27 protein-coding genes and 1 pseudogene are annotated in these 23,937 nt (G+C 66.3%); 11 read left to right on the top strand and 17 right to left on the bottom strand.

The window, feature by feature from the left end; genetic code table 11:
* Positions 1-180 precede the first annotated feature (180 nt).
* From rplI to ABIC35_RS05765, 4 genes are all read right to left on the bottom strand, one after another.
* Positions 181-777 carry a 50S ribosomal protein L9 gene (gene rplI, locus ABIC35_RS05780; RefSeq protein ID WP_121077452.1) on the bottom strand — a complete coding sequence of 199 codons (597 nt, stop codon included), beginning with the start codon at positions 775-777 and terminating at the stop codon, positions 181-183.
* Between the two features lie 11 nt (positions 778-788).
* Positions 789-1,013 (bottom strand): 30S ribosomal protein S18, encoded by a 225-nt coding sequence (gene rpsR, locus ABIC35_RS05775; protein WP_010543816.1) that lies wholly within the window; start codon positions 1,011-1,013, stop codon positions 789-791.
* A 14-nt stretch (positions 1,014-1,027) separates the two neighbouring features.
* A complete protein-coding gene (gene rpsF, locus ABIC35_RS05770; RefSeq protein WP_066716733.1) occupies positions 1,028-1,402 on the bottom strand; it encodes a 30S ribosomal protein S6 in 375 nt (124 codons plus the stop codon).
* Positions 1,403-1,552: 150 nt separating this feature from the next.
* Complete coding sequence (locus tag ABIC35_RS05765) at positions 1,553-2,152, bottom strand: PEPxxWA-CTERM sorting domain-containing protein (RefSeq protein ID WP_354278342.1); 600 nt, start codon at positions 2,150-2,152, stop codon at positions 1,553-1,555.
* Between the two features lie 282 nt (positions 2,153-2,434).
* On the opposite strand from ABIC35_RS05765, the gene fabD reads away from it, so the two are divergent.
* The 9 genes from fabD to ABIC35_RS05720 all read left to right on the top strand — a co-directional run bounded on the left by fabD (position 2,435) and on the right by ABIC35_RS05720 (position 12,922).
* Positions 2,435-3,370 carry an ACP S-malonyltransferase gene (fabD, locus tag ABIC35_RS05760; RefSeq protein ID WP_121077450.1) on the top strand — a complete coding sequence of 312 codons (936 nt, stop codon included), beginning with the start codon at positions 2,435-2,437 and terminating at the stop codon, positions 3,368-3,370.
* A gap of 13 nt (positions 3,371-3,383) precedes the next feature.
* Positions 3,384-4,124, top strand: a complete 741-nt coding sequence (gene fabG, locus ABIC35_RS05755; RefSeq protein WP_121077448.1) for a 3-oxoacyl-[acyl-carrier-protein] reductase — start codon at positions 3,384-3,386, stop codon at positions 4,122-4,124.
* A 34-nt stretch (positions 4,125-4,158) separates the two neighbouring features.
* Complete coding sequence (locus tag ABIC35_RS05750) at positions 4,159-4,692, top strand: hypothetical protein (protein ID WP_121077446.1); 534 nt, start codon at positions 4,159-4,161, stop codon at positions 4,690-4,692.
* A gap of 101 nt (positions 4,693-4,793) precedes the next feature.
* Positions 4,794-5,042, top strand: coding sequence for an acyl carrier protein (locus tag ABIC35_RS05745; RefSeq protein WP_010543822.1), 249 nt, complete (start codon positions 4,794-4,796; stop codon positions 5,040-5,042).
* Positions 5,043-5,177: 135 nt separating this feature from the next.
* Positions 5,178-6,437, top strand: coding sequence for a beta-ketoacyl-ACP synthase II (fabF, locus tag ABIC35_RS05740; protein ID WP_121077444.1), 1,260 nt, complete (start codon positions 5,178-5,180; stop codon positions 6,435-6,437).
* A gap of 3 nt (positions 6,438-6,440) precedes the next feature.
* Positions 6,441-7,460, top strand: a complete 1,020-nt coding sequence (gene mltG / locus ABIC35_RS05735; RefSeq protein WP_121077442.1) for an endolytic transglycosylase MltG — start codon at positions 6,441-6,443, stop codon at positions 7,458-7,460.
* 78 nt (positions 7,461-7,538) lie between these two features.
* Positions 7,539-9,143 (top strand): S10 family peptidase, encoded by a 1,605-nt coding sequence (locus tag ABIC35_RS05730; RefSeq protein ID WP_121077440.1) that lies wholly within the window; start codon positions 7,539-7,541, stop codon positions 9,141-9,143.
* Positions 9,144-9,409: 266 nt separating this feature from the next.
* Entirely contained in the window at positions 9,410-11,191 is a 1,782-nt protein-coding gene (locus tag ABIC35_RS05725) for a methyl-accepting chemotaxis protein (protein WP_354278341.1), read from the top strand.
* 156 nt (positions 11,192-11,347) lie between these two features.
* On the top strand, positions 11,348-12,922 hold the full coding sequence (locus tag ABIC35_RS05720) for an alginate export family protein (RefSeq protein WP_354278340.1): 1,575 nt from the start codon (positions 11,348-11,350) through the stop codon (positions 12,920-12,922).
* A gap of 36 nt (positions 12,923-12,958) precedes the next feature.
* On the opposite strand, the gene ABIC35_RS05715 is transcribed toward ABIC35_RS05720, so the two are convergent.
* A complete protein-coding gene (locus ABIC35_RS05715) occupies positions 12,959-13,405 on the bottom strand; it encodes a hypothetical protein (protein WP_121077436.1) in 447 nt (148 codons plus the stop codon).
* A gap of 115 nt (positions 13,406-13,520) precedes the next feature.
* Here ABIC35_RS05715 and ABIC35_RS05710 point away from each other — a divergent pair, with 115 nt between their 5' ends.
* Both ABIC35_RS05710 and ABIC35_RS21705 read left to right on the top strand, forming a co-directional pair.
* Positions 13,521-13,991, top strand: a complete 471-nt coding sequence (locus ABIC35_RS05710; RefSeq protein WP_121077434.1) for a YaiI/YqxD family protein — start codon at positions 13,521-13,523, stop codon at positions 13,989-13,991.
* A 700-nt stretch (positions 13,992-14,691) separates the two neighbouring features.
* Positions 14,692-14,799, top strand: a pseudogene (locus tag ABIC35_RS21705) (PEPxxWA-CTERM sorting domain-containing protein); the annotation flags it as partial.
* A gap of 18 nt (positions 14,800-14,817) precedes the next feature.
* Here ABIC35_RS21705 and ABIC35_RS05700 read toward each other — a convergent pair.
* The 12 genes from ABIC35_RS05700 to ABIC35_RS05645 form a co-directional block, all read right to left on the bottom strand.
* On the bottom strand, positions 14,818-14,997 hold the full coding sequence (locus ABIC35_RS05700) for a hypothetical protein (protein WP_121077432.1): 180 nt from the start codon (positions 14,995-14,997) through the stop codon (positions 14,818-14,820).
* Between the two features lie 45 nt (positions 14,998-15,042).
* Positions 15,043-15,318 carry an antitoxin Xre/MbcA/ParS toxin-binding domain-containing protein gene (locus tag ABIC35_RS05695; RefSeq protein ID WP_121077430.1) on the bottom strand — a complete coding sequence of 92 codons (276 nt, stop codon included), beginning with the start codon at positions 15,316-15,318 and terminating at the stop codon, positions 15,043-15,045.
* Positions 15,318-15,488 (bottom strand): hypothetical protein, encoded by a 171-nt coding sequence (locus ABIC35_RS05690; RefSeq protein ID WP_183049393.1) that lies wholly within the window; start codon positions 15,486-15,488, stop codon positions 15,318-15,320. Before ABIC35_RS05690 ends, ABIC35_RS05695 begins: the two co-directional genes overlap by 1 nt.
* 121 nt (positions 15,489-15,609) lie before the next feature.
* Positions 15,610-16,377 (bottom strand): type I methionyl aminopeptidase, encoded by a 768-nt coding sequence (gene map, locus ABIC35_RS05685; protein ID WP_121077428.1) that lies wholly within the window; start codon positions 16,375-16,377, stop codon positions 15,610-15,612.
* A gap of 1 nt (position 16,378) precedes the next feature.
* Complete coding sequence (locus ABIC35_RS05680) at positions 16,379-16,585, bottom strand: ParD-like family protein (protein WP_121077426.1); 207 nt, start codon at positions 16,583-16,585, stop codon at positions 16,379-16,381.
* A gap of 197 nt (positions 16,586-16,782) precedes the next feature.
* On the bottom strand, positions 16,783-17,367 hold the full coding sequence (gene eda, locus ABIC35_RS05675; protein WP_121079421.1) for a bifunctional 4-hydroxy-2-oxoglutarate aldolase/2-dehydro-3-deoxy-phosphogluconate aldolase: 585 nt from the start codon (positions 17,365-17,367) through the stop codon (positions 16,783-16,785).
* A gap of 29 nt (positions 17,368-17,396) precedes the next feature.
* Entirely contained in the window at positions 17,397-18,365 is a 969-nt protein-coding gene (gene glk / locus ABIC35_RS05670) for a glucokinase (protein WP_121077424.1), read from the bottom strand.
* A 127-nt stretch (positions 18,366-18,492) separates the two neighbouring features.
* Positions 18,493-20,316 carry a phosphogluconate dehydratase gene (edd, locus tag ABIC35_RS05665; protein WP_121077422.1) on the bottom strand — a complete coding sequence of 608 codons (1,824 nt, stop codon included), beginning with the start codon at positions 20,314-20,316 and terminating at the stop codon, positions 18,493-18,495.
* Positions 20,317-21,024, bottom strand: coding sequence for a 6-phosphogluconolactonase (gene pgl / locus ABIC35_RS05660; protein ID WP_121077420.1), 708 nt, complete (start codon positions 21,022-21,024; stop codon positions 20,317-20,319).
* 94 nt (positions 21,025-21,118) lie between these two features.
* Complete coding sequence (gene zwf, locus ABIC35_RS05655) at positions 21,119-22,579, bottom strand: glucose-6-phosphate dehydrogenase (RefSeq protein ID WP_121077418.1); 1,461 nt, start codon at positions 22,577-22,579, stop codon at positions 21,119-21,121.
* Positions 22,580-22,715: 136 nt separating this feature from the next.
* Positions 22,716-23,654, bottom strand: coding sequence for an N-acetyl-gamma-glutamyl-phosphate reductase (gene argC / locus ABIC35_RS05650; protein WP_121077415.1), 939 nt, complete (start codon positions 23,652-23,654; stop codon positions 22,716-22,718).
* Positions 23,651-23,917, bottom strand: a complete 267-nt coding sequence (locus ABIC35_RS05645) for an SH3 domain-containing protein (RefSeq protein WP_354278338.1) — start codon at positions 23,915-23,917, stop codon at positions 23,651-23,653. The genes argC and ABIC35_RS05645 overlap by 4 nt, the downstream gene beginning before the upstream one ends.
* Positions 23,918-23,937 lie beyond the last annotated feature (20 nt).

The raw sequence follows: 23,937 nt of genomic DNA, 5'->3' as shown, positions 1-23,937 counted from the left end.
GATTCGGGGTGCCACGCGGTACGCCTGCGGATTTTCGCGCACTAGCGGAATCGAAGGGCAACCAGGCCGGTTTCCGGCGGATTTCAGGACAGGTGTGGCGCGTTTCCCCTAGCGCCAAAAAGAAAGGGCCGCACCGATCGCTCGGTACGGCCCTTTGCCTTGTTGGTAGAGTCGTTCGACTCAGCCCTGCGCTTCTTCTTCAGCGGCGGGGGCTTCGGTCGCGATCTCGCCCGGCTCGGCGTTGGGATCGTAATCCTCGGTGAAGCCGGTCTCGTCACGCTCGAACATCGCCGCCGTGACGTCGACGCCCTGCGCCTGCATCTCGGCTTCTTCCGGCGAACGTGCGACATTGACCTTGATGGTCACCGCGACTTCCGGGTGCAGCGCGACGCGCACTTCGTACACGCCGATCGCCTTGATCGGACGGTCGAGCACGATCTGCGCCTTGTTGACCTTGTGGCCATCGGCGGTCAGCACGTCGACCAGGTCGCGCACCGCGACCGAGCCGTACAGCTGGCCGACGTTCGACGCCTGGCGGATCAGGGTCACCGAAACGCCCTCGAGCGTCTTCGATTCCTTCTCGGCCTCAACGCGACGGGTCGCGTTCTCGGCTTCGATGCGCTCACGGTTGGCTTCGAAGACCTTGCGGTTGGCTTCGTTGGCGCGCAGCGCCTTCTTGCGCGGCAGGAGGAAGTTACGGGCAAAGCCGTCCTTCACCTTCACCACGTCGCCGATGTGGCCGAGCTTCTCAACGCGCTCCAGCAGAATGACGTCCATGGATCCGCTCCTTACTTAACGATGTAGGGCAGCAGGCCCAGGTGACGAGCGCGCTTGATGGCCTGGGCCAGCTCGCGCTGCTTCTTCGCGCTCACCGAAGTGATGCGCGAGGGGACGATCTTGCCGCGCTCGGAGACGAAGCCCTGCAGCAGGCGGACGTCCTTATAGTCGATCCGGGGCGCATCCTTCGCGGAGAAGGGGCAGCTCTTGCGGCGGCGGAAAAAGGGTCGTGCCATGGTCTATACGCTCCTTATTCGCCTTCGAAGTTGCCATCGCGGTCACGACGGCCGCGACGCTCGCGGTCGCCCTTGCGCATCATCACCGAGGGACCTGCCTCGTGGCCGTCAACCTTGACGGTCATGTAGCGGATCACGTCTTCGTTGATCTGCGTCTGGCGCTCCAGCTCGGCGACCACGCCGGCCGGCGCGTCGATCTCGAGCATCACGTAGTGCGCCTTGCGGTTCTTGGCGATACGATAGGCGAGGCTGCGAAGACCCCAGGTCTCGGTCTTGACGACCTTGCCGTTGTTGTCTTCGATGATCTTGGTGGCGGTTTCCGCCAGAGCGTCCACTTGCGCCTGTGCCAGATCCTGGCGCGCAAGGAACACATGCTCGTACAGAGCCATTGGGTTCTCTTCCTGTTGGCCGATCGCTGACGCCGCCCCATGCGGTCGCCCCTCCGGCTGTCGTCTCGATAAAGCAAACGGAGCGGACGCATTGCTGCTCCGCTCCGATCGGTCGCCCTTACGCAAATGCGCGGGCGGATGCAAGCGCAATCAGGCGGCGGCGACGCGCAGCTGCTGGCGGGCGCGGCGACGGCGCAGCGCGCCCCCGGCCATGCCGACACCGGCGATCATCATGCCCCAGGTCGCCGGCTCGGGCACGCCGGCCACGGCCTCGGAGCCGAAGAACACGATGTGCGACAGGTCCTTCATGTTCTTGCCATGCGGAATGTCCATCGTGCTCCAGCTGCCGCTGCTCAGGTCGGCGACCTTGTAGAGCGAGAAGTAATTGCCGGCCTTCACCGCCATATAGTCGATGACATAGCCCGGCGTCGACCAGGTTCCCGACGAGGTGCCGGCGCCGGTGATCAGGCCCGAGGTGCTGCTGGTGTCGAACAGATAGTTGAGCGTGATGTTCGGGCGGGCGCTCGGCACGAAATTGTTATAGACGTTGTAGACGAGCTCAGCCTGCTTGTAGCTGTTCGGATTGAAGACGTTGTCGTTGCCGTTGATGTTGCCCAGGAACAGGCAGCCGCTCGAGGAGGCGACGGAGCTGCAATTGAAGGGAACGATGATCGAGGCATTTGCGGCGCACGGTGCTGCCGCCATCAGGAAGCCTGCTCCGGCTAGAATCGTCTTCATCTTCATCTTCATCTGAAATCCTCCCGCTAATGCATCAATCAACTTGGGAGTACCGTACGGCTGATGTGTAAGTGTAACAACAAAAACGATTTTGGTTAATTGTGCCAAAAGCAGTCATGTGACCCATATCATTACAGATGCTCGATCGGTGGCGCCCGAGGGGTGACGTGCCGGATGGATGGCGCCCGGCATGGGCTTTGCGACGGGTGTAACCGAGCGGCAGGCTTGCGTCGGCCCCATGTCTCGCCGTAACGCGCTCGCCCATTCACGGCGCTTCCGCAGGAGATGACAGTTATGCGCGCGTTTCTTTTTCCCGGCCAGGGCAGCCAGGCCGTCGGCATGGGCAAGGCCCTGGCCGAAGCGAGCCCCGCCGCGCGCGAAGTGTTCCAGGAAGTCGACGAGGCACTGGGCCAGCATTTGTTCAAGCTGATGAGCGAGGGCCCCGAAAGTGACCTGACGCTCACCGCCAATGCTCAGCCGGCGATCATGGCCAATGCCATCGCGGTGCTGCGCGTGCTCGAGAAGGAAGGCGGCATCCGCCTGGCAGACAAGGCTGACTTTGTCGCGGGCCACTCGCTCGGCGAATATACCGCGCTGTGCGCTGCTGGCGCACTGGATCTGTCGACCACGGCGAAGCTGCTGCGCAAGCGCGGCGATGCGATGCAGTCGGCGGTGCCGGTGGGCGAGGGGGCAATGGCGGCGCTGCTCGGGGCCGATCTCGTTAAGGCGCAGGCGATCGCCGATGCGGCGACCGAGGGCGAAGTGTGCACCGTCGCCAACGACAATGATCCCACCCAGGTGGTGATCTCGGGCGCACGCGCCGCGATCGAGCGCGCGGTGGCGATCGCCAAGGACCATGGCGCCAAGCGCGCGCTGCTGCTGCCGGTTTCGGCGCCGTTTCACTGCCCGTTGATGCAGCCCGCCGCCGACGCGATGGCCGCCGCGCTCGCCGAGGTGGCGATCCAGGCGCCGCTGGTGCCGGTCTACGCCAATGTGACGGCGGCCCCGGTCGCGGACCCGGCGACGATCCGCACGCTGCTCGTCGAGCAGGTGACCGGCATGGTCCGCTGGCGCGAATCGGTGTCGGCGATGTTCGATGCGGGCGTGCACGATTTCGTCGAACTAGGCGGCAAGGTGCTCGGCGGCATGGTCAAGCGCATCACCCCTGATGCCGGCGTGACCAGCGTCGTGACGATGGATGACATTGAAGCGCTTGTGAAGGCGCTCTGAGGAGATACGGTAAATGTTCGATCTTACGGGAATGACCGCGCTCGTCACGGGCGCTTCGGGAGGAATCGGTTCGGCGATCGCCAAGGCGCTGGCGGCGCAGGGGGCAAAGCTCGCCGTGTCCGGCTCCAATGCCGAGAAGCTGGAAGCCTTCCGGGCGAGCCTCGGCGGCGAGCATGTCGCGCTGACCTGCAATCTCTCCGATCGCGCCGCGGTCGATGCGCTGGTGCCGCAGGCGGTGGAAGCGCTGGGCGGCAAGCTCGACATCCTCGTCAACAATGCCGGCGTCACTCGCGACAATCTCGCGATGCGGATGAAGGACGAAGAGTGGGAGCAGGTGATCCAGGTCAATCTGGAAGCCGCCTTCCGCCTGATGCGCGCTGCCGCCAAGCCGATGATGAAGGCACGCTTTGGCCGCATGATTTCCATCACCTCGGTGGTCGGCGCTACCGGCAATCCGGGGCAGGCCAACTATGCCGCTTCCAAGGCTGGCCTGGTCGGCATGTCCAAGGCGCTGGCGCAGGAACTGGCCAGCCGCAACATCACGGTGAACTGCGTCGCCCCGGGCTTCATCCGGTCGGCGATGACGGACGTTCTGCCGGATGCGCAGAAAGAGGCGCTGCTTGGCCGTATTCCTGCCGGAAAGCTGGGCGAGGGCGAGGATATCGGCGCGGCGGTCGTCTATCTCGCCAGCAAGGAAGCGGCCTATGTCACGGGCCAGACCTTGCACGTGAACGGCGGGATGGCGATGCTCTGAGCCGAGCAGCCGGGGGGCGTGGAGTAGGAATACGATGCGATTGATTCTTGCCGCAGCACTTGCACTTGCCACCACAACCCCGGCCTTCGCGGCACCGGCGGATCCGGCGTCGATCGTCTGTGTCGGGCAGAAGCTGGACGCGGCGGTGAAGGCGCAACTCGCCGCCGATGTCGAGCGCAACCTCGGCACGCCGGGGCAGCGGCCTCGATATTCGCCCGCAGTCACTCGCGGGCTGAATGACGCGACCACTGCCTGCGCCAACGAGCGGGGGTGGAGCGGGGCGGCGGCCACGGCTTCCGGTGTCTACGCACTGGCAGAAGTGGGCTTGCCAGTGGCGAAGCGGGTGGTGCAGGCCAAGGGCTTCGACCCCGCCGCACTCGACCAGCAGTTTACCGCGTTGCCCGAGGATGTGCGCCGCAAGCCGCTCAGCCCGAAGGCAACGCAGGACCTGATCCGCGCCGCCGTTACCGATGAAGCACAACAGACCCGCGCCAATGCGGAACTGCTTGCGCAATATTTTGCGTTTCTCAACACGCTGGAATATGCTTCAGCCGACTTTTCCCGCTGACGAGAGCGGGCGCCTTGCGGCACCCTCTTGCAACCGCCCCGGCGGCATTCTAGGTGCGGGAAAACGGATTCAGAGCCCCATCACAAAGGAAAACAGGGACCATGGCCAACCAGGAAGAGATCACCACCCGCGTGCAGGCGCTCGTTGTCGACCATCTCGGCGTCGACGCCAAGGACGTGGTGCCGACCGCGAGCTTCACCGATGACCTCGGCGCGGACAGCCTCGACATCGTCGAGCTGGTGATGGCCTTCGAGGAAGAGTTCGGGGTCGAGATCCCGGACGACGCCGCGGAGAAGATCAGCACCGTCGGCGACGCCGTTGCCTACATCTCCGAGCATCAGCAGGGCTGAGGCTCGAAACGCGCTCCCGGCCCGATGGGCAGGATTTGCGACTAGGCGGCTTCCCGTCCCGTGCCTTTGGCGATGCGGACGGGGAGCCGTTTTGTATTACGAACGAACCGAACAGAAATTGACTGGAGAACTGCCATGCGCCGCGTAGTCGTGACCGGCCTGGGCCTCGTCACCCCGCTGGGGGCCGATGTCGAAACCGCCTGGAAGAACATCCTCGCCAGCAAGTCCGGCGCGGGCACGATCACCAAGTTCGACGCGACGGATTTCCAGAGCAACTATGCCTGCGAAGTGAAGCCTGCCGATCATGAATATGGCTTCGACGCCGGCAAGCGCGTCGACCACAAGATCCAGCGCCAGGTCGATCCGTTCATCGTCTTCGGCATCGATGCCGCCGGCCAGGCGATCGAGGACGCCGGCCTGCTCGACATGCCGGAAGAGATGCGCTTCCGCGCCGGCTGCTCGATCGGCTCCGGCATCGGTGGCCTGCCGGGCATCGAGAGCGAGTCGCTCGTGCTCCACGAAAAGGGTCCGAAGCGCGTTTCGCCGCACTTCGTCCATGGCCGCCTGATCAACCTGATCTCGGGCCAGGTCTCGATCAAGTACGGCCTGATGGGCCCGAACCATGCGGTGGTCACCGCCTGCTCGACCGGCGCCCACTCGATCGGCGACGCCGCGCGAATGATCGCGATGGACGATGCCGACATCATGCTCGCCGGCGGCGCGGAAAGCACCGTCTGCCCGATCGGCATCGCCGGCTTCGGCCAGGCGCGTGCGCTCTCAACCGGCTTCCGCGACGATCCCACTAAGGCCAGCCGCCCCTGGGACAAGGACCGCGACGGCTTCGTCATGGGCGAGGGCGCGGGCGTGGTCGTGCTGGAGGAATATGAGCATGCCAAGCGCCGCGGCGCGAAGATCTATGCCGAAGTCGTCGGCTATGGCCTGTCGGGCGACGCCTATCACGTGACCGCCCCGCATCCGGAAGGCTCGGGCGCGTTCCGTTCGATGCAGATGGCGATGCGCAAGTCGGGCCTCGCACTTGGCGACATCGATTACATCAACGCGCATGGCACCTCGACCCCGATGGGCGACGAGCTCGAACTCGGCGCGGTGCGCCGCCTCTTCGGCGACGACATCGGCGGCGCCTCGATGAGCTCGACCAAGTCGGCGATCGGCCACCTGCTCGGCGGCGCGGGTGCGGTGGAGAGCATCTTCTGCATCCTCGCGCTGCGCGACCAGATCGTGCCGCCGACGCTCAACCTTGACAATCCGAGCGACAACTGTGTCGGTATCGATCTCGTGCCGCACGTCGCGAAGGAGCGGAAGGTGAAGGCCGTGCTGAACAACTCGTTCGGTTTCGGCGGCACCAATGCCAGCCTGGTGATGAAGGCGCTCTGATCTATGGCGAAGGGCGCGCGACCCCGTTCCTCCACCAGGCGTGCCCCCGCGCGCAGGAGCCGGGGGCCGCGCGTCCTTCTCGTCGCAGCGCTGCTGCTGGTCGCGGCCTTTGCCGGAGGTTGGTTCCTCTGGGCGGGGCCGGGGCCGGCGACGCAGGAACTCAGCGTCGTCGTGCCCGAGGGCGCGACCCTTTCGCGGGCTGCCCGCGAGCTGGAAAAGGCGGGGGCGATCACGTCGCGCCCAATCTTCCTGACCTTTGCCAAGGCGTTCGGCGGGACCGGCACGATCCGCGCCGGTGAATATCGCATCGCGCCGCGGACCAGTGCGCGGCAGATCCTCGAGATGCTGCAGGCCGGCAAGACCCTCCAGCGGCTGGTGACGGTGCCCGAGGGCATGCCGTCGATACTCGTTGCCGAGGCGCTGGCCAAGGCACCGGCGCTCACCGGCACGGCTAAGACGCCCGAAGAAGGCTCGGTCCTCCCCGACAGCTACGCCTATGTCCGCGACGAACCGCGCGCGGCGGTGCTGGCGCGGATGCAGAAGGCGATGACCGCCTATCTCGCCAAGGCATGGGCCGGGCGCGACAAGGGGCTGGTGGTGACCACGCCGCGCGAGGCGATCATCCTCGCCTCGATCGTTGAGAAGGAAACGGCCAAGCCTGCCGAGCGCACCACGGTTGCCGCGGTCTATGCCAACCGGCTGAAGGCAGGCATGCCGCTCCAGGCCGATCCGACGATCATCTACCCGATCACCAAGGGCAAGCCGCTCGGCCGCCGCATCCTCCAGTCGGAGCTGCACGCGAAGAACGGCTACAACACCTATGCGATGCGCGGCCTGCCCGAGGGGCCGATCGCCAATCCGGGCCGCGCGTCGATCGACGCGGTGCTACACCCGGCCCAGTCCAAGGCGCTGTACTTCGTCGCCGACGGCACCGGCGGCCATGTCTTCGCCGAGACCTATGCCCAGCACCAGGCGAATGTGGCGAAGTGGTATGCCATCCGTCGCGCGCGCGGGGAAATGTAACGAAATCTTCGCGCGCTTGTCTCGCTAGCGCAGCCATGTAACAAAGTCTCCCTGATCCAAGAACATTGGGGGATTTGAATGCGCCGTGCTGCTTTTGTGTGCCTGTTGCTCGCCACCACCGGCCCGGCCTGGGCGCAGGAGAAGCCGGCGGCCAAGGGCCCGGACCATCGCGAGCAGATGAAGGCTGAGGCAGAAGCCGCCTGGTCCAAGCCGTCGGTAGAAGAAACGACCGCCGTCAGCCACGGTGCGGTCACCGTCGGCGGCCAGCGGATCGCCTATACCGCCACCGCCGGCACGCTCACCATCCGCGACGACGACGGCAAGCCCACCGCGTCCTATTTCTACACCGCCTATGTGCGCGACGGTGCGGCGCGCGAGCAGCGGCCGGTGACCTTCTTCTACAATGGCGGCCCGGGATCGCCGACGATCTGGCTGCACATGGGCAGCTTCGCGCCGGTCCGCGTCACCACCGCCAATCCCGAATATATCCGCCCGGCGCCCTATGGCTTCGGCCCCAATCCGGACTCGCTGATCGACAAGAGCGACCTTGTCTTCATCGACGCGCTGGGCGCCGGCTGGTCGCGGCCGCTGGGGGAGAAGACCGGCAAGGACTTTTGGGGCGTCGACCAGGATGCCGACGGCTTCGCCCGCGCCATCCTGCGCTACACCAGCAAGTTCGATCGCTGGCCGAGCCCGAAATTTCTGTTCGGCGAAAGCTACGGCACGCTGCGCAATCCGGTGGTCGCGGCCAAGCTCGAGGATGCGGGGCTCAGCCTCAACGGCATGGTCCAGTTCTCGACGATCATGAACTACGGCGTCCGCCAGCCAGGCTACGACCAGAATTTCCTCACGCTGTTCCCGACCATGGCGGCGACCGCCTGGTACCATAACCGGTTGCAGAACCGCCCCGCCGATCTGCCGAGCTTCCTCGCCGAGGTCCGTGCCTTCACCAGCGGGCCCTATGCCGCCGCGCTCGCCAAGGGTTCGACCATCTCGGCCGAGGAAAAGGCGGCGATTGCGAAGAAGATGGCCGACTATACCGGCATCAGCGAGGCCTTCATCCTGCGCGCCGACCTGCGCCTCACCCTGTCGCACTTCCAGACCGAGCTGCTCCGCGACCGTCGCCTTGCCGTGGGCCGGCTGGATTCGCGCTACCTGCTCAACATGACCGACGCCAATGCCGACAGCCCCAGCGACGATCCGGCCTCGACCGCGGTCGCCGGTGCCTTCGTCGCGACCTTCCAGGACTATGCGACGCGCGTGCTCGGCTATAAGACCGACATGCCCTACCGGATGACCGCGCGCGGCCCCGGCTTCGACTGGGACTGGAAGCACCGTGCGCCCGACGGCAGCGGCACCCATCTCGCACCGAACAGCGCGGCGGACCTGGCCTATACGATGCGGACCAACCCGTATCTGAAAGTGCTGTTCATGAACGGCTATTTCGACTTCGCCACCCCCTTCTACGGCGCGGAGTTCGACGTCAGCCACATGCTGCTCGATCCGCAGCTGCAGAAGAACATCCGCTTCACCTATTATGACGCCGGCCACATGGTCTATCTCAACCCCACGACCATGCCGCTGATGCACCGTGACCTCTCTGCTTTTTACGACGAGGCCCTGCGCGCCGCCGCCTCCAGCCAGCCGCCGGCCCGCCCCGGCACAAAGGCGTCCCAGAACTGACCTCGGTATCGGAGGAGTGCCCGAGCGTGCTCCTCCACCTCCGCATAATCCCGTAAGGTCCACTTCGACTATTATTAGGGTTTGAAAACGTTTCGATTCGCTTTGCTGCGAAGGCGAAATAAGTCATATGAAACGGAAATCTTCGGACTGCATCGCTCTATAACAATCCGGAATGGATATGTCCGGAGGTTGTAGTGCGTTTCTTGAATGATATCAGCATTGGTAAACGACTATTTATCATAGGCGCGGGATCGCTGGTCGGCCTGGTGCTGGTCATTCTTCTGTCGATCAACCAGCTCGACAGTTCGCTCACCAAAAGCTTTCAGGCGCGGACCAAGCAGGCGATCGACATCGCCTATAGCCAGCTGGACTATTACGAAGCCGAGCAGCGCGCCGGCCGGATGAGCCAGGCGGACGCACAGGCCGCCGCCAAGAAGGTGGTCGGCTCGATGCGCTTCGGCGAGAGCGACTATTTCTTCATCCTCGACACCAATCACATGATGGTGATGCATCCGGTGAAGCCGGAGAAGGTCGGCAAAACGACCTACGACACCAAGGATGCCGCCGGCGCCTTCCATTTCCGCGAGATGGTGAAGGTCGCCGCCGAGCAGGGCGCCGGCTTCGTGTCCTACGAATATGAGATGCCGGACGGAAAGGGCGTCAAGTCCAAGATCTCCTATGTCCGCGCCTTCAAGCCCTGGGGCTGGGTGGTCGCCACCGGCGTGTTCGACGAGGAAATCCAGGCCGCGGTGCACGACGCCGAGATCAAGCTGGGCATGGCTGCGCTGGTCATCGTGCTGGTGCTGGTCGCCGCCGTCCTGTTCGTCAGCCGCTCGATCACGCTGCCGCTCGGCGCGATCACCGGCCGCATGCGCACCCTTGCGAGCGGCGACACCGCCGCGGTCATCCCCGGCTCGGGCCGCAAGGACGAGATCGGCGCGATGGCCGGTGCGCTCGAGGTGTTCCGCCAGAATGCCGAGGCCAAGGTCCATGCCGAGGCCGCCAAGGCCGCCGCGGATGCCGACCAGCAGGCGATCGTCCAGCTGCTTTCGGAAAAGCTCCACGCCATGTCCGAGGGCGATCTGACTAGTTCGATCACCACCGCGGTGCCTCCGGCCTACGGCACCCTCCGCGACAACTTCAACACCGCGTTGGAGAACCTGCGCGAGCTGATCAGCGTGCTTTCCGAAGCCTCGCGCAGCATCGAAACCGGCTCGACCGAAATCTCCGCCGCCTCGGACGATCTCGCCCGCCGCACCGAGAGCAACGCCGCCAGCCTGGAGGAGACGTCGGCCGCGCTCCAGCAGATGAACGACCGGCTCAAGTCGAGCGCCGATGCTGCCGATCGCACGGTCGGCTTCACCCAGGAGGCGATCGGCATCGTCGACTCCGGCCGCACCACCGCCACCGACGCGACGGCGGCGATGGACCGCGTCTCCGAAAGCGCCCGCGGCATCGACAATGTCATCGAGGGCCTCGACAAGATCGCCTTCCAGACCCGCGTCCTCGCCATGAACGCCGCCGTCGAAGCCGGTCGGGCAGGGGAGGCGGGCCGTGGCTTCGCCGTCGTCGCTGACCTCGTCTCGGCACTGGCGATGCGCGCCGAAGAGGAAGCGCGTCGTGCTCGCGAGCAGCTCACCACCACCCAGGCCGATATCGGCGTCGCGGTGGATTCGGTGAAGAAGGTCGACGCCGCGCTCGCCAACATCACCAGCAGCGTCAGCCAGGTCCATGAGTTCATCGAGGTGGTCGCCATCGACAACCGTGCCCAGTCATCGGCGATCAGCGAGATCGCCACGGCCGTCGGCGTGATGGACCATTCGACCCAGCAGAACGCGGCGATGGTGGAGCAGACCTCGGCTGCCGCGCGCAATCTGGCCGGCGAGGTCAGCGGGCTGACCCGCCAGGCGGCGCGGTTCAAGATCGACAACGGATCGCCCATGCGGGCGCCGGCCCGTTCGGCATCCGCAGCACCCCGTTCGGCACCTGCATCGGCACCCCGTGCGGTGCCGGCCATGGCCGGCGCCGAGGACTGGGCGAGCTTCTGAGCGCCCGGCGGGCGGTGCCGGTTCGGCGCCGCTCGCCACTTTCGCACTACCCATTACCGGAAGGCGAACCGCCGCCTTCCCAAGGCGCAGCATTGCCTCGTCCACAGGGACAGGGTCGGGGCGATGACGGCGTCTTGTCCAGAACGGACCAACGTCATGTCGCGTACCCAGTTTTTGCTGCCCCTGCTTGCCGTCAGCCTCTCGATCTCCACTTCGCCCGCCTCGGCGCAGACGCAGGAGCGGATCGAGCCCGCCGCACTGCTGGTGATCGCCGAACGGCCCCAGGATGGGGCACAGCAGAATATCCCGCCGCAGAAATCCACGCCGCCGTCCGAAGCGGTGACGCCGCGCGCACCCTCGTCGCCCGCGACCTTCACCTATCCGTCGCAGGCCGACGGCTTCGGCATCAAGCTGGGCGGCTACAACACCTCGCGCTGGGCCGAGGACTGGCGCGGCATGCGCAATCCCAAGAAGCGCGACGATCCGCTCGACCGGCTGAAGTACCTGCCGATCGCCGGGGACGGCTTCGCCTATGTCACGCTGTCCGGCGAGATGCGGTTGCGCGAGCAATATGTCTCGCAGCCCAGCCTGTTGCCGGGCGATCATCGCCAGGAGCAGCTGTTCCGCATCTTTGCCGGTGCCGACGTGCATGTCGGTCCGCTGCGTGCCTATGGCGAACTCGCTCATGGCGGGCTGGCCGGGCACAATCTCGGCACGCCGGCGGCCAAGTCGCGCAACGACCTGTTTGCCCAGCAATATTTCGTCGAGCTGAGCGGCGCACTGACCCGTGGCGTCAACGCCGGGGTGCGCTATGGCCGGCAGGAGTTCACCGACGGTGCGCCGGGGCTGATCTCGGTGAAGGACGATAACTCGATCCACACCGAGCTCAACGGCGGCCGTGCCTGGGTCTCCTTCGCGCAGTTCCGCGCCGATGTGTTCGACTTCAAGCAGACCACGCTGGGCCTGGGCGGCAGCGGAGACGACCGGATCGACGACGGTACCCGCTTCTCGGGCGTCACCTTCGGCGTGGTCCTGGCCAACCAGCCCAAGCGCAAGATCTTCTTCGACCCCTTCTTCTGGCGCGAGCGCAACGACACGCTGAAATGGGGCAAGGCGACCGGCCTCGAAGTCCGCCATTATTACGGCGCGCGCCTCTGGGGCAGCATCGACAAGCTGACCTTCGACTGGCTGGTCAACCACCAGGGCGGCGACTATCGCGGCCGTCCGATCGATGCCTGGTTCCTCCAGGCCGCCCAGACCTACAGCCTCAGCAACAAGGGGCTGAAGCCCAAGCCGGGCATCCATTTCGACTATGGCAGCGGAGGGGGCGCCTATGGCACCGGCACGATCCGCAACACCCGCACCATCACCGCCGGTTCGATCGCCTATAGCTACCAGCTGGCGCTCAACCTGACCAACCTGTTCCAGGTCTCGCCCAACTTCACCATTTCGCCGAGCAAGTCGCTCGACCTTACTGCCGAGCTGCAGCACAGCCTGCGCGTCGACGAGAACGACGCGGTGTATCGCGGCGCCGGCACTGCCTATGCGGGCACCCAGCTGGTCAAGGGCGCGCATGTCGGCGATGCGGCGCGGTTGCAGGCGACTTGGAAGGTGAGCCCACGCGTCTCGGTGATCGGCCGCTACGAATATTTCGAGCCCGGCGCGGTGCTCAAGGCGGTGGGGTCCAAGGGCTCGCATTTCCTGGCCGGCTGGGTCAGCGTTCGCTTCTGAGCCGGCGAAAGTTCCGAAAGTTCCGGGAAAGCGACATCAACGCGATCCCGGACGCGACGAGGGCGGTGCTGGTTCCAGCGCCGCCCTCGCTTTACGTTCATAGCGCTGCATCGACTCGCCGTAGCAGGCGGCGAACATCAGCCGGCTGTCGAAGCACCGGCGATGCCCGACGATCTTGCCGCGCCGGATGACCGGCACCAGCCGCCCTTCGCGGGCGATCTGCAGCGCAAGATCGAGCGCCATCGTGCGCCCCTGATCGACTGCCGCGTCCCAGGCGCGGACGAAGCCCGCGGCATCGGGGCGGGTGCGTAGCCGGCGCGCGCTCTGCGGCGTCATCCCCACCGCGCGCGCCGCCGCGGCGACACCGCCATGGCTGGCGAGCTCGGCGATGAAGGCGCGCTGGCGTTCGGCGCTCCAGCCATCGGCGCGAGGGCTGGTAGCGACCGGCGTAAAGTCGAACGGATCGTCGTCTTCGGGCTGCATGGAAGCGAGGATAGGCTCGGATCGCATCTGTAGGAAAGCGATTAGTTTCCGGTTTGTTCTTTTTGCACACGGCCTGGGTTTCGCATTTCGCAGGCGACTGTGGCAGGGGAGGGCCATGCCGATCATGCCCCATATCCTCGTCGATGCCGATGCCTGCCCCGTGAAGGAAGAGATCTACAAGGTCGCCTGGCGCCTGGAGGTGCCGGTGACGATCGTGAGCAACGCGCATCTGCGCATCCCGCAGCACCCGCTGCTCACGCGGGTGGTGGTGAGCGACGGGTTCGACGCCGCCGACGACTGGATCGCCGAGCACACCGATGCCAGCGCGGTGGTGGTGACCGCGGACATCCTGCTTGCCGATCGCTGCCTCAAGGCAGGCGCGGCGGCGGTGCTGGCGCCCAACGGCAAGCCCTTCACCACCAGCTCGATCGGCAGCGCGGTGGCCGTGCGCGCGATCATGGCGGACCTGCGCGCCGGCGGCGACCGCATCGGCGGACCGCCGCCCTTTGCCAAGGAGGACCGCTCGCGCTTCCTCTCCGCGCTAGACGCGGCGCTGGTCCGAGCGAAGCGCGCCGCCGCCGGATGATCTGGCTAAGCCATTGATCAATTGCGGGACAGTGGCGGAACCGCTTGTCTTGACTCCACCGCGCTTTGGGATACTCCACCGTTAACTATCGATGCATGGGGATGCATTCAGGGGAGGTCTTGCGATGAAGAGTCGGGTTCTGTCGGGCGCAGCCTTGATGCTCGCTACCATGTGCGTCACGCCCGCCATGGCGGCGGACTTCTAGCTCTTCAACAATTCCCCCAGCGGCACCGTCAAGCTCACGGTGAACGGGGGCGGCAGCATCAATGCCTTCCAGACCGGCTGGTTCGACAGCAACGGTTCGCACTATAACGCGTGGACCAACTACTTCACCGGTAGCCTGACCAGCTGGGGCTCGACGACGGAATATCGCTCCTTCTTCAGCTTCTTCCCGATGGGGCCAGTGACCAGTGCATCGCTGACCATCGGCAACGCGCTTGCCGACGGTTATGGCAATGCGACGGGGCGGCCGCTCGAGCTGACGCTGTACGACGTCACCAGCTCGATCGTCGGGCTGCAGCAATATAATGGCGCCAAGGGGATCTTCGACGATCTCGGCGCGGGCACCGTGCTGGGCAAGATCACCGTGAACGGCGCGGCTGCGGCCTATACGATCGACCTGAACCAGGCCGGCGTCAATGCGATCAACGCGGCCTATTTCGGCGCGGGCCCCTTCACCGTCGGCGCGCGCCTGACCGCGAGCGCGGTGCCCGAGCCGGCGGCGTGGGCGCTGCTGATCGGCGGCTTCGGTCTGATGGGTGGTGCGTTGCGCGTGCGGCGGCGGCGGACGACAGTCCGCTACGCCTGAGCGGGCGACCCGCCCGGCTCAGTGCAGCTTGGCGATCGACAGTCCGTCGAGCTTGGCGCGTTCCTTCACCGATTCCTCGCTGCGGGTGAGCGCCTTGGCGATGGCGCGCAGCGGCATGCCCTTCTTGGCGAGGGTGTGGAGCTTTTGCAGCTCGTCGGGGCGCCAGGGCTGGCGATGTCGTTCGAAGCGGTCGGCCATGGCGGGCTCTTAGTCGATCTTTGAGGTTTGGAACATGGGTCGGTGTCAGCCCAGCGCGCGCAGCGCCGCTTCGACGCGCACCGCGCCGGCTTCGCTCGCACTCGCAAGGTCGATCGGCCGCTCGCCGAGCGTCTCGTCAACGCTGTTGAGGAATGCCAGCGCAGCCTCGCGATCGGGCAGGCACTGGAAGGCGAGCAGGGCGACGCGCGACTGGCGGGCGATCACCTCGGGCGCGAGCTTCGTGCGCGCCGAGCCACGGAAGCGGCGGCGATCGCCTTCATCGGAGGTTGCGCCGACGGCGAGCTGGGTGATCGCACCCATCAGGCTGCGATCGCCAGCTCGGGCGTGCCGTTGGCACGATGCCACTCGCGGATGCGGTCGGCGTAGCCCAGCGCGAGCGCGCGGTGCGAGGCGCGCGATGCCACGCACGCGGCGGCGGCGGTGCTGCGCAGGGCGTTCTGGTATCGGGAAAGCAGATAGGCGAGGTCCATGGACATACTCGTGCGGCGCAAGCGAGAACATGATGGACCCAGTCGCCGGCGCTTACGGACTGGAAGCCGGCGATAGCGTTAAGATGGGGATGGACCGGTCGTTTCGCAAGCGCTGTGGGCGCTAGGCGGGCACGCGCTCGCCCTCACGCAGCGTCAGCACTTCGACGCCGGTCGCGGTCACCGCGACGGTATGCTCGAACTGGGCCGAGAGCTTGCGGTCGTTGGTCACCACCGTCCAGCCGTCGTCGAGCGTGGTTACCTTGCGCGTGCCCTGGTTGAGCATCGGCTCGATCGTGAAGGTCATGCCCTCGCGCAGCTTCATGCCGGTGCCGGGGCGGCCGAAGTGGAGCACCGAGGGCTCCTCGTGCATCTCGCGGCCGATGCCGTGGCCGCAATAGTCGCGCACCACGGAATAGCCGTGCTGCTTGGCATGGCGCTCGATCGCGGCGCCGATGTCGCCCAGCGTCGCACCGGGGCGGACCTGGGCGATGCCCTTCCACATTGCCTCCTGCGTCACCTTCACCAGGCGGCGTGCGTGGGGAGAGACCTCGCCGACCATGTAGGTCTTGCTCGAATCGGCGATGAAGCCGTTCTTCTCGAGCGTGATGTCCAGGTTGATGATGTCGCCGTCCTGCACGATCGTCCCGGCATCGGGCACGCCGTGGCAGACGACATGGTTGATCGAGCAATTGAGCACGAAGCCATAGCCGTACTGCCCCTTGCTGGCGGGGCGGGCGGCGAGATCCTCGGTGATGTAGCGGTCGACCAGCGTGTCGATCTCCAGCGTCGACATGCCGGCGAGCGGCGTGCGGTCGAGCATGGCAAACACCTGGGCGAGCAGCCGGCCGGCTTCGCGCATCAGGTCGAGTTCCTGCGGGGTCTTTACCATCTCAGGCGGCCTCGAGCGCGGCGGCGCCGACCTGCGCCTCGGCCAGCTGGCGGCGGACGATCTCGTTGAAGGAGAGCGTGGGGTTTGCCTCGGCGAGCATGCCGATCTTCATCCAGTATTCGGCCTGGGCATTGATCGAGCGGCACATCACGGCGCTGGCGCGGCGGGCCTCCTCGTGGAGGTCGTCGGCGATTTTCACGATGCCCATTGGGTGCTCCGGTTTGGATGGCAACTACGGAGCGTATATGGTTTGTATATCAGGGCGGGGCAAGGGTATGAAAAAAGCTAAGCCCCTCCCCTTCAGGGGAGGGGTTGGGGTGGGGCTGTGTCTCGCATAGACCAAACTACGTTCTGGAATCCCTCCACCCCCAACCCCTCCTCCAAGGAGGAGGGGCTTAAGGTTAGTCAACGCGGGAGCGCCGCCGCCTCGCGGGCCTTGGCTTCCACCTCTTCCAGCGACCCGCTGGCGATCCAACTGCCGCCGACGCAGAGCACCGGGTCGAATGCCAGCCATTCCGGCGCGCTCGCCAGGCTGATGCCGCCGGTCGGGCAGAACTTCGCCTGGTAGAAGGGGGCGGCGAGGGCCTTGAGCGCCTTGAGGCCGCCCGAGGTCTCGGCCGGGAAGAACTTGAAGTGGCTGAGGCCGAGATCCATGCCGCGCATGATGTCGCCGGCATTGGCGATACCCGGCAGATACGGCACGCCGCTCTTCACGATCGCGTCACCCAGGCGATCGGTGAGGCCGGGGGAGACGATGAACTCGGCGTCCTCCTTCATGACCTGCTCGAACTGCTGGGTGTTCACGACGGTGCCCGCGCCGACGATTGCGCCGGGTACCTTCTTCATCTCGCGAATGGCTTCCAGCGCGGCAGGGGTGCGCATCGTCACTTCGAGCACGCGCAGGCCGCCCTTCACCAGCGCCTCGGCAAGCGGACGCGCCTTGGCGGCGTCGTCGATCACCAGCACCGGAATGACCGGCGCGGTACGCATGATGGCTTCGATCGAAGGACGAGTATCGCTCACTGTGCATGCTCCTGGGCGAAGGCGGCGGCAGCGCCGTACAGGCCCGGCTGGGGATGGGTGATCAGCTTGACGGGGATCGTCGCCATCAGGGAGCGGAAGCGCCCCTTGGCGACGAATCGCTCGCCGAACCCCGATTGCAGCAGATGGTCCTTCAGGCGCAAGCCCAGACCGCCGGCGATCACCACGGCCTTGGGACCATGCGCCAGCGCGAGGTCGCCGGCGACCGCGCCGAGGCTGAGGCAGAAGCGGTCGAGCGCAGCGACGGCCAGGCTGTCCTTGCCGTCCAGCGCCAGCGTCCAGATCGCCTTGTCGTCGAGCCGTGCGACCGGCACGCCTTCGAGGTCGGCCAGCGTCTCGTAGATCGAGACGATCGCCGGGCCGGCGACGATGCGTTCCTTGGAAACGCGCTGATAGGTGCGGCGCAGGCGCTTCACCAGCGCATCCTCGATCGCGTCGAGCGGGGCGAAGTCGCTATGCCCGCCTTCGGTGGCGATGATGTCGTAGCCGCCGCGGTGGCGGAACACCTGCGCGACGCCGAGCCCGGTGCCCGGGCCGCAGACCGTGATCGAGCCCTTGTCGGGCAGCGGCGTCTCGGGTCCGCAGAGATGCAGGAACGCCTCGTTCTCGAGTTGGGCGACGGCATGGCCGATCGCCTCGAAATCATTGACGATCGTCCAGGTATCGGCGCCGAGGCGATCGGGGATCAGCGGCGGGCGGATGATCCAGGGATTGTTGGTGAGCTTGATCAGGTCGCCATTGATCGGCGAGGCGACCGCGATCGCAGCGGCCTTGGGCACGGGGCGGCCGAGCTTTTCGCCAAAGGCGCGCCAGGCAAGCTGGAGGCTGGGATGTTCGGCCACCTTCTGGGTGATCGGCTCGCTGAGCGAGACGACGCGGCCTTCCGCGACCTCTGCCACTGCGAAGCGCGCGTGGGTCCCCCCGATGTCGACGGCGACGACTTCCATCCGATTTCGATCCTCTCTCTGGCGCCCCTGTCAACGTTGCCAGTGGGCGGCCGTCCTTCTTCCCGTCCGCCGCGCGGATGTAAAGTCCGCGCGGTCGACCCGGGTATGATTTACATGCGTTACAGGTTTACAGGCCCGCTTCGTGCAGCATCGCCGACGCGCCCTTTTCGGCTTCGTCGCAGTAATGGCGCATCATCGCGAACAGCTCTCGACCGGTGCCGACGGCCGGGGGCGGCGCGACCGCGTGCTCGCGAGCATCCCACTCGTCGGCCGGGACCAGCGCCTCCAGCGTGCCGTTCTCGGCGTCCAGACGGAGGATGTCACCGTCACGAACCTTGCCGATCGGGCCACCGCCCAAGGCTTCCGGCGACAGGTGGATCGCCGCCGGCACCTTGCCGCTGGCGCCCGACATGCGCCCGTCGGTGACCAGCGCCACCTTGAAGCCGCGGTTCTGGAGCACGCCGAGCTGCGGGGTGAGCTTGTGCAGCTCGGGCATGCCGTTGGCGCGCGGGCCCTGGAAGCGTACGACGACGATGACGTCGCGCTCCAACTCGCCGGCCTGGAATGCCTCCAGCACGTCGAGCTGGTCGGAGAAGACGCGGGCAGGGGCCTCAATGATCCAGCGCTCGCGCTCGACCGCCGAGACCTTGATGCAGGCGCGGCCGATATTGCCCTTGAGGATGCGGAAGCCGCCCTCGGGCGAGAAGGCCGTCTCTACCGTGCGGACGATATTCTCGTCGTTGCTCTTCTCGCCATGCTCGGTCCAGACCAGCGCGTCGCCCTCGATGTCGGGCTTGCGGCCATAGGCGGCCATGCCGTCCTTGGCGATGGTCAGCGCGTCGCCGTGCATCAGACCCGCACGCAGCAGTTCCTTGATGACGAAGGACGGGCCGCCGGCATCCTCGAACTGGTTCACGTCGGCCGAGCCGTTCGGGTAGACGCGGGTCATCAGCGGCACGGCGCGCGAGAGACGATCGAAATCCTCCCAGTCGATCGTGATGCCGGCCGCGCGCGCGAAGGCGGGGACGTGGATCAGGTGGTTGGTCGAGCCGCCGGTCGCGAGCAGCACGATCGCCGCGTTCACGATCGCACGCTCGTCGACGACATGGCCGATCGGGCGGTAATCGTCGCCGTTCCAGCCGATCTCGGCGAGGCGGTGGACCGCGTGGCGGGTCAGCTCCTGGCGCAGCTTGGTGCCCGGATTGGCGAAGGCCGAGCCGGGGACATGGAGGCCCATTGCCTCCATCATCATCTGGTTGGAATTGGCGGTGCCGTAGAAGGTGCAGGTGCCCTTGCCGTGGTAGGCGGCGATCTCGGAATCGAGCAGTTCCTCGCGGGTCGCCTTGCCCTCGGCATAGCGCTCGCGCACCGCCGCCTTTTCCTTGTTGGCCAGGCCGGAGCGCATCGGGCCGCCGGGGATCAGCACCATCGGCAGATGGCCGAAGCGCAGCGCGCCCATCAGCAGGCCGGGCACGATCTTGTCGCAGATGCCGAGCAGCGCCGCGCCTTCGAACACGCGGTGGCTGAGCGACACCGCGGTGGCCATCGCGATGGTGTCGCGGCTGAACAGCGACAGCTCCATGCCCTGATAGCCCTGGGTCACCCCGTCGCACATCGCGGGCACGCCGCCCGCCACCTGCGCGGTGGCGCCGGCTTCCAGCGCCCAGACCTTCATCTGCTCGGGATAGCGATAATAGGGCGCATGGGCAGACAGCATGTCGTTGTACGACGTCACGATGCCAATGTTCATGCGGTTGCCCGCCTTCAGCGCATCGCGCTGCTCCTCGGTGCCGGCATAGGCATGCGCGAGGTTGGCGCAGCCCAGTTTGGGCCGGTCATTGCCCGACTCGCGCTCGCGGCGGATCAGCTCGAGATAGGCGGTGCGGCCCGCCTTGGACCGCTCGATCACCCGATCGGTGACGGCTGCGATTTCGGCGTGCAGATTGGCCATTTACAGGCTCCAGTGGATGTCGACAGGCAGTTCGGTTTCGGCGAGCACGCGGCCGATCGGCAGGGTCGAACCGGCGCCTTCGGAGATCGCGCGCTCCAGCACGTCCTTCTTTTCCTGGCCGGTGATCGCGATCATCAGTGCGCGCGCCGAGACGATCGCGGCGAGCGACAGGCTCACGCGGGGGACGGGCGCTTCCGGCGGCAGCGGATCGGGCATCACGCCCAGCGCGCGGCGCTCCTTGGGGCCGGTCAGTGCCTCGGCGAGATCGGGGCCGTGAAAGATCGAGGCGGTGTGGCCATCGGCGCCCATGCCGAGCAGGCAGAGGTCGAGCGGCCAGTGGAAATCCTGCAGGCGCGCATCCGCGGCGCGGCCGGCGGCCTTATAGTCGTCGGCCTTCTCGCTGACGACCGGGATCACCCGGGCACCGAGCGGCAGGAACACCTTGGCGAGGCCGGTGACGTTGGACATCGGATCGCCCATCGGGACGATGCGGTCGTCGGTGGGGATGATCGTCACGCGCTTCCAGTCGAGCTTGGCCTTGCTCAGCTTGGCGTAGATCGGGCCGGGGGTGCGGCCGCCGGCGAGTGCGATGACTGCGGCGCCGCGCGCGTCGATCGCGCTCTCGATGATGAACTGCACGTCGCCCGCGAGCGCGTCGCCCATTTCGGCGGAGTCTTCATAGTCCCACCATTCGATTTCGGTCGTCATGTCAGCTCCTTCAATTTGGTGGGACCGTAAGGCAGCCGTCCGGCCGCGCGGGGTCCAATATAGGGACGGGGAGCCGCTTTCGCTCCCCTCCTGATCATTCGTGCCAGTGCACCCCGTCGCGCTCGGTGAGGGCGATCGAGAGCGAGGGGCCCCAGCTGCCCGAGGCATAGGGCTTGGGCTTGAGATCATTGGCGTCCCAGCCGGCGCGGATCGCGTCGATCCATTCCCACTGCGCTTCCACCTCGTCGCGGCGGACGAACAGCGTCGGATCGCCTTCGATCAGGTCGAGCAGCAGGCGCTCATAGGCGATGCGGCGGGTGGTGCCGGCGAATTCGGTGTCGAGGCTGAGGTTGAGCGGCACTTCGCGGAGGCGATAGCCCTCGCGGTCGAGGCCCGGCTGCTTGGCCATCACCAGCAGCTGGACATATTCCTCGGGCTGCAAGCGGATGACCAGCGCGTTGGGCTGGAGCATGCCGCCGCGCTCGGCGAAGATCGAGTGCGGCACCGGCTTGAACTGGATGACGATTTCCGAGCGCCGCTCGGCGAGGCGCTTGCCGGTGCGGAGGTAGAAGGGCACGCCCTGCCACCGCCAGTTGTCGACATGCGCCTTGATCGCGACGAAGGTTTCGGTGCGCGATTCCTTGCCGAGATCGGTGGCGTAATCGCGGACGATCTGCCCCTTCACCGCACCGCCGCCATATTGGCCGACCACGGTGAGGTTGGGTGCTTCCGCCGGCGTGATCTTGCGCAGCGAGCGGAGCACCTTGACCTTCTCGTCGCGGATCGAGGTGCCGTCGAAGCGGGCAGGGGGCTCCATCGCGAGCAGCGCGACGAGCTGGAGCATGTGGTTCTGCACCATGTCGCGCAGCGCGCCGGTATCCTCGTAGAAGCCAGCGCGGCCTTCGAGGCCCACCGTCTCCGAGACGGTGATCTGCACGCTGTCGATCCCCCGCGCGTTCCAAATCGGCTCGAACAGCGAGTTGCCGAAGCGCAGCGCGAGGATGTTCTGCACCGTCTCCTTGCCGAGATAATGGTCGATGCGGAAGGTGCGCTCCTCGGGGAAGGCTTCCGCCACGATGTCGTTGATCTCGCGGCTGGAGGCGAGGTCGCGGCCGAGCGGCTTCTCCAGGCTGATGCGAACATTCTCGCCGGCGAGACCTGCCGATTCGAGGCCCTTGATGGTCGGGCCGAACAGCCAGGGCGCGGTCGACAGGAAGATGGCGAGCCCGCCGGAGATGTCGCCCAGCTTTTCCTTCAGCGCGGCATAGCCCTCGGTCTGCGAGGCATCGAGCGTCTGATAATGCACGCGCTGGAGGAAGCTGGCGACAGCGCTGTCGTCCTTTCGCTCGGCGGGCAGGAACTGCTCGAGCGCCTTGGCGGCGAAGGCGCGATAGCCTTCGTCGTCATGATCGGAGCGCGCGGTGCCGGTGATGGTGAGGCCTTCGGGCAACAGGCCATCGGCGTGCAGCGCGTAGAGCGAGGGGAGCAGCATGCGCTGCGCCAGATCACCGGTGGCACCGAACAGAAGCAATTTGCCGACGGGCTGCTGCATCATTTCCCTCTCGATTGGTTCGCCCCGCGAGACACCAATGCGGCCGAAAGATCAAGCCGAAGGGGAGGAATAGGTATGCGAAGGCGGCAAATTTTGAAGTTTGATTTCCCCTCCCGCGGACGGGAGGGGAATTCAATGGTCAGAGAACCAGACCCGCGGTGGGTTCCAATCCGGCCATGATGTTGAGGTTCTGCACCGCCGCGCCGGCTGCGCCCTTGCCGAGATTGTCGAGCGTGGCGATCAGCCGCGCCTGGCGGGTCTCGTCATTGCCGAACACGCGGACCGAGAGGCGATCGGTGCCGGCATTTTCCTCGATCGACACCGTCGCCACGTCGGCGGGCAGCACCTGCACCACCGGCGAGTCGCGATAAGCGTCGCGCAGCACGTTCTCCAGCTGCTCGACCGAGGGCTTGCGGGTAAAGGCGAACAGCGGCAGCGGCACCTCGACGATCATGCCGCGATAGGTGCGCGCGACCGAAGGCAGGAAGATCGGCGGATGCTCGATCCGCGCATGCTTCTGCATCTCGGGCACATGCTTGTGCGCGAGCGACAGGCCATAGGGGCGGAAGGCGGTTTCGGTCCGATCGGGGCCGTCACCCTCGAATTCGGCGATCATCGCGCGACCGCCGCCCGAATAGCCCGACACGGCGTTGATGCTGAGCGGGAAGTCGTGCGGGATCAGCCCGGCGCGGATCAGCGGGCGGACCAGCGCCAGGAAGCCGGTGGGATAACAGCCCGGGTTGCTCACCCGCGCCGCCTCGGCGATCGCCGCCGCCTGGCCGGGCTCGAGCTCGGCAAAGCCATAGGTCCAGTCGGGCGCGGTGCGATAGGCGGTCGAGGCGTCGATCACCCGCGTCCGCTCGTTCTCGATCATCGCGACCGCTTCGCGGGCCGCGTCGTCGGGCAGGCAGAGGATGACGAAATCGGCGGCATTGAGCGCCTGCGCGCGCTTCTTCGGATCCTTGCGGTCCTGGTCGTCGAGGACCATCACCTCGATCTCGGCGCGGCCGGCAAGGCGCTCGCGAATCTCGAGGCCGGTCGTCCCGGCGGCACCGTCGATGAAGACATGCGCGATCATTCGGTCTCCCCCAAGGCCGATGCGTCGATATAGCCTACCAAAGCAGGGCCGGGGGCAACCCCCCAGGCGTGGCTGCCGGCAATTTCGAGAACCTCGAACACGTCGCCCTTCTGGAGCATGGCCAGCGCCGGCTCGTCGCCCTTGGAAGAAGGGCGCAGCGGCGTCTCGAAATGGATCACCCGCGGCATCGGCGATGCATAATGCGGCGCGAACACGCGGCCCGCCAGGCGGATATCGGCGATGTCGGGGCGGACGGCGTCCACCCGGGGATCAATCGCGGCCG

Origin of the sequence: Sphingomonas trueperi (assembly GCF_040545965.1) — a bacterium.
Classification (GTDB): Bacteria; Pseudomonadota; Alphaproteobacteria; order Sphingomonadales; family Sphingomonadaceae; genus Sphingomonas; species Sphingomonas trueperi_C.
Note: the sequence above shows the minus strand (reverse complement) of the source record. Positions and strands in the feature narration are given on the sequence as shown.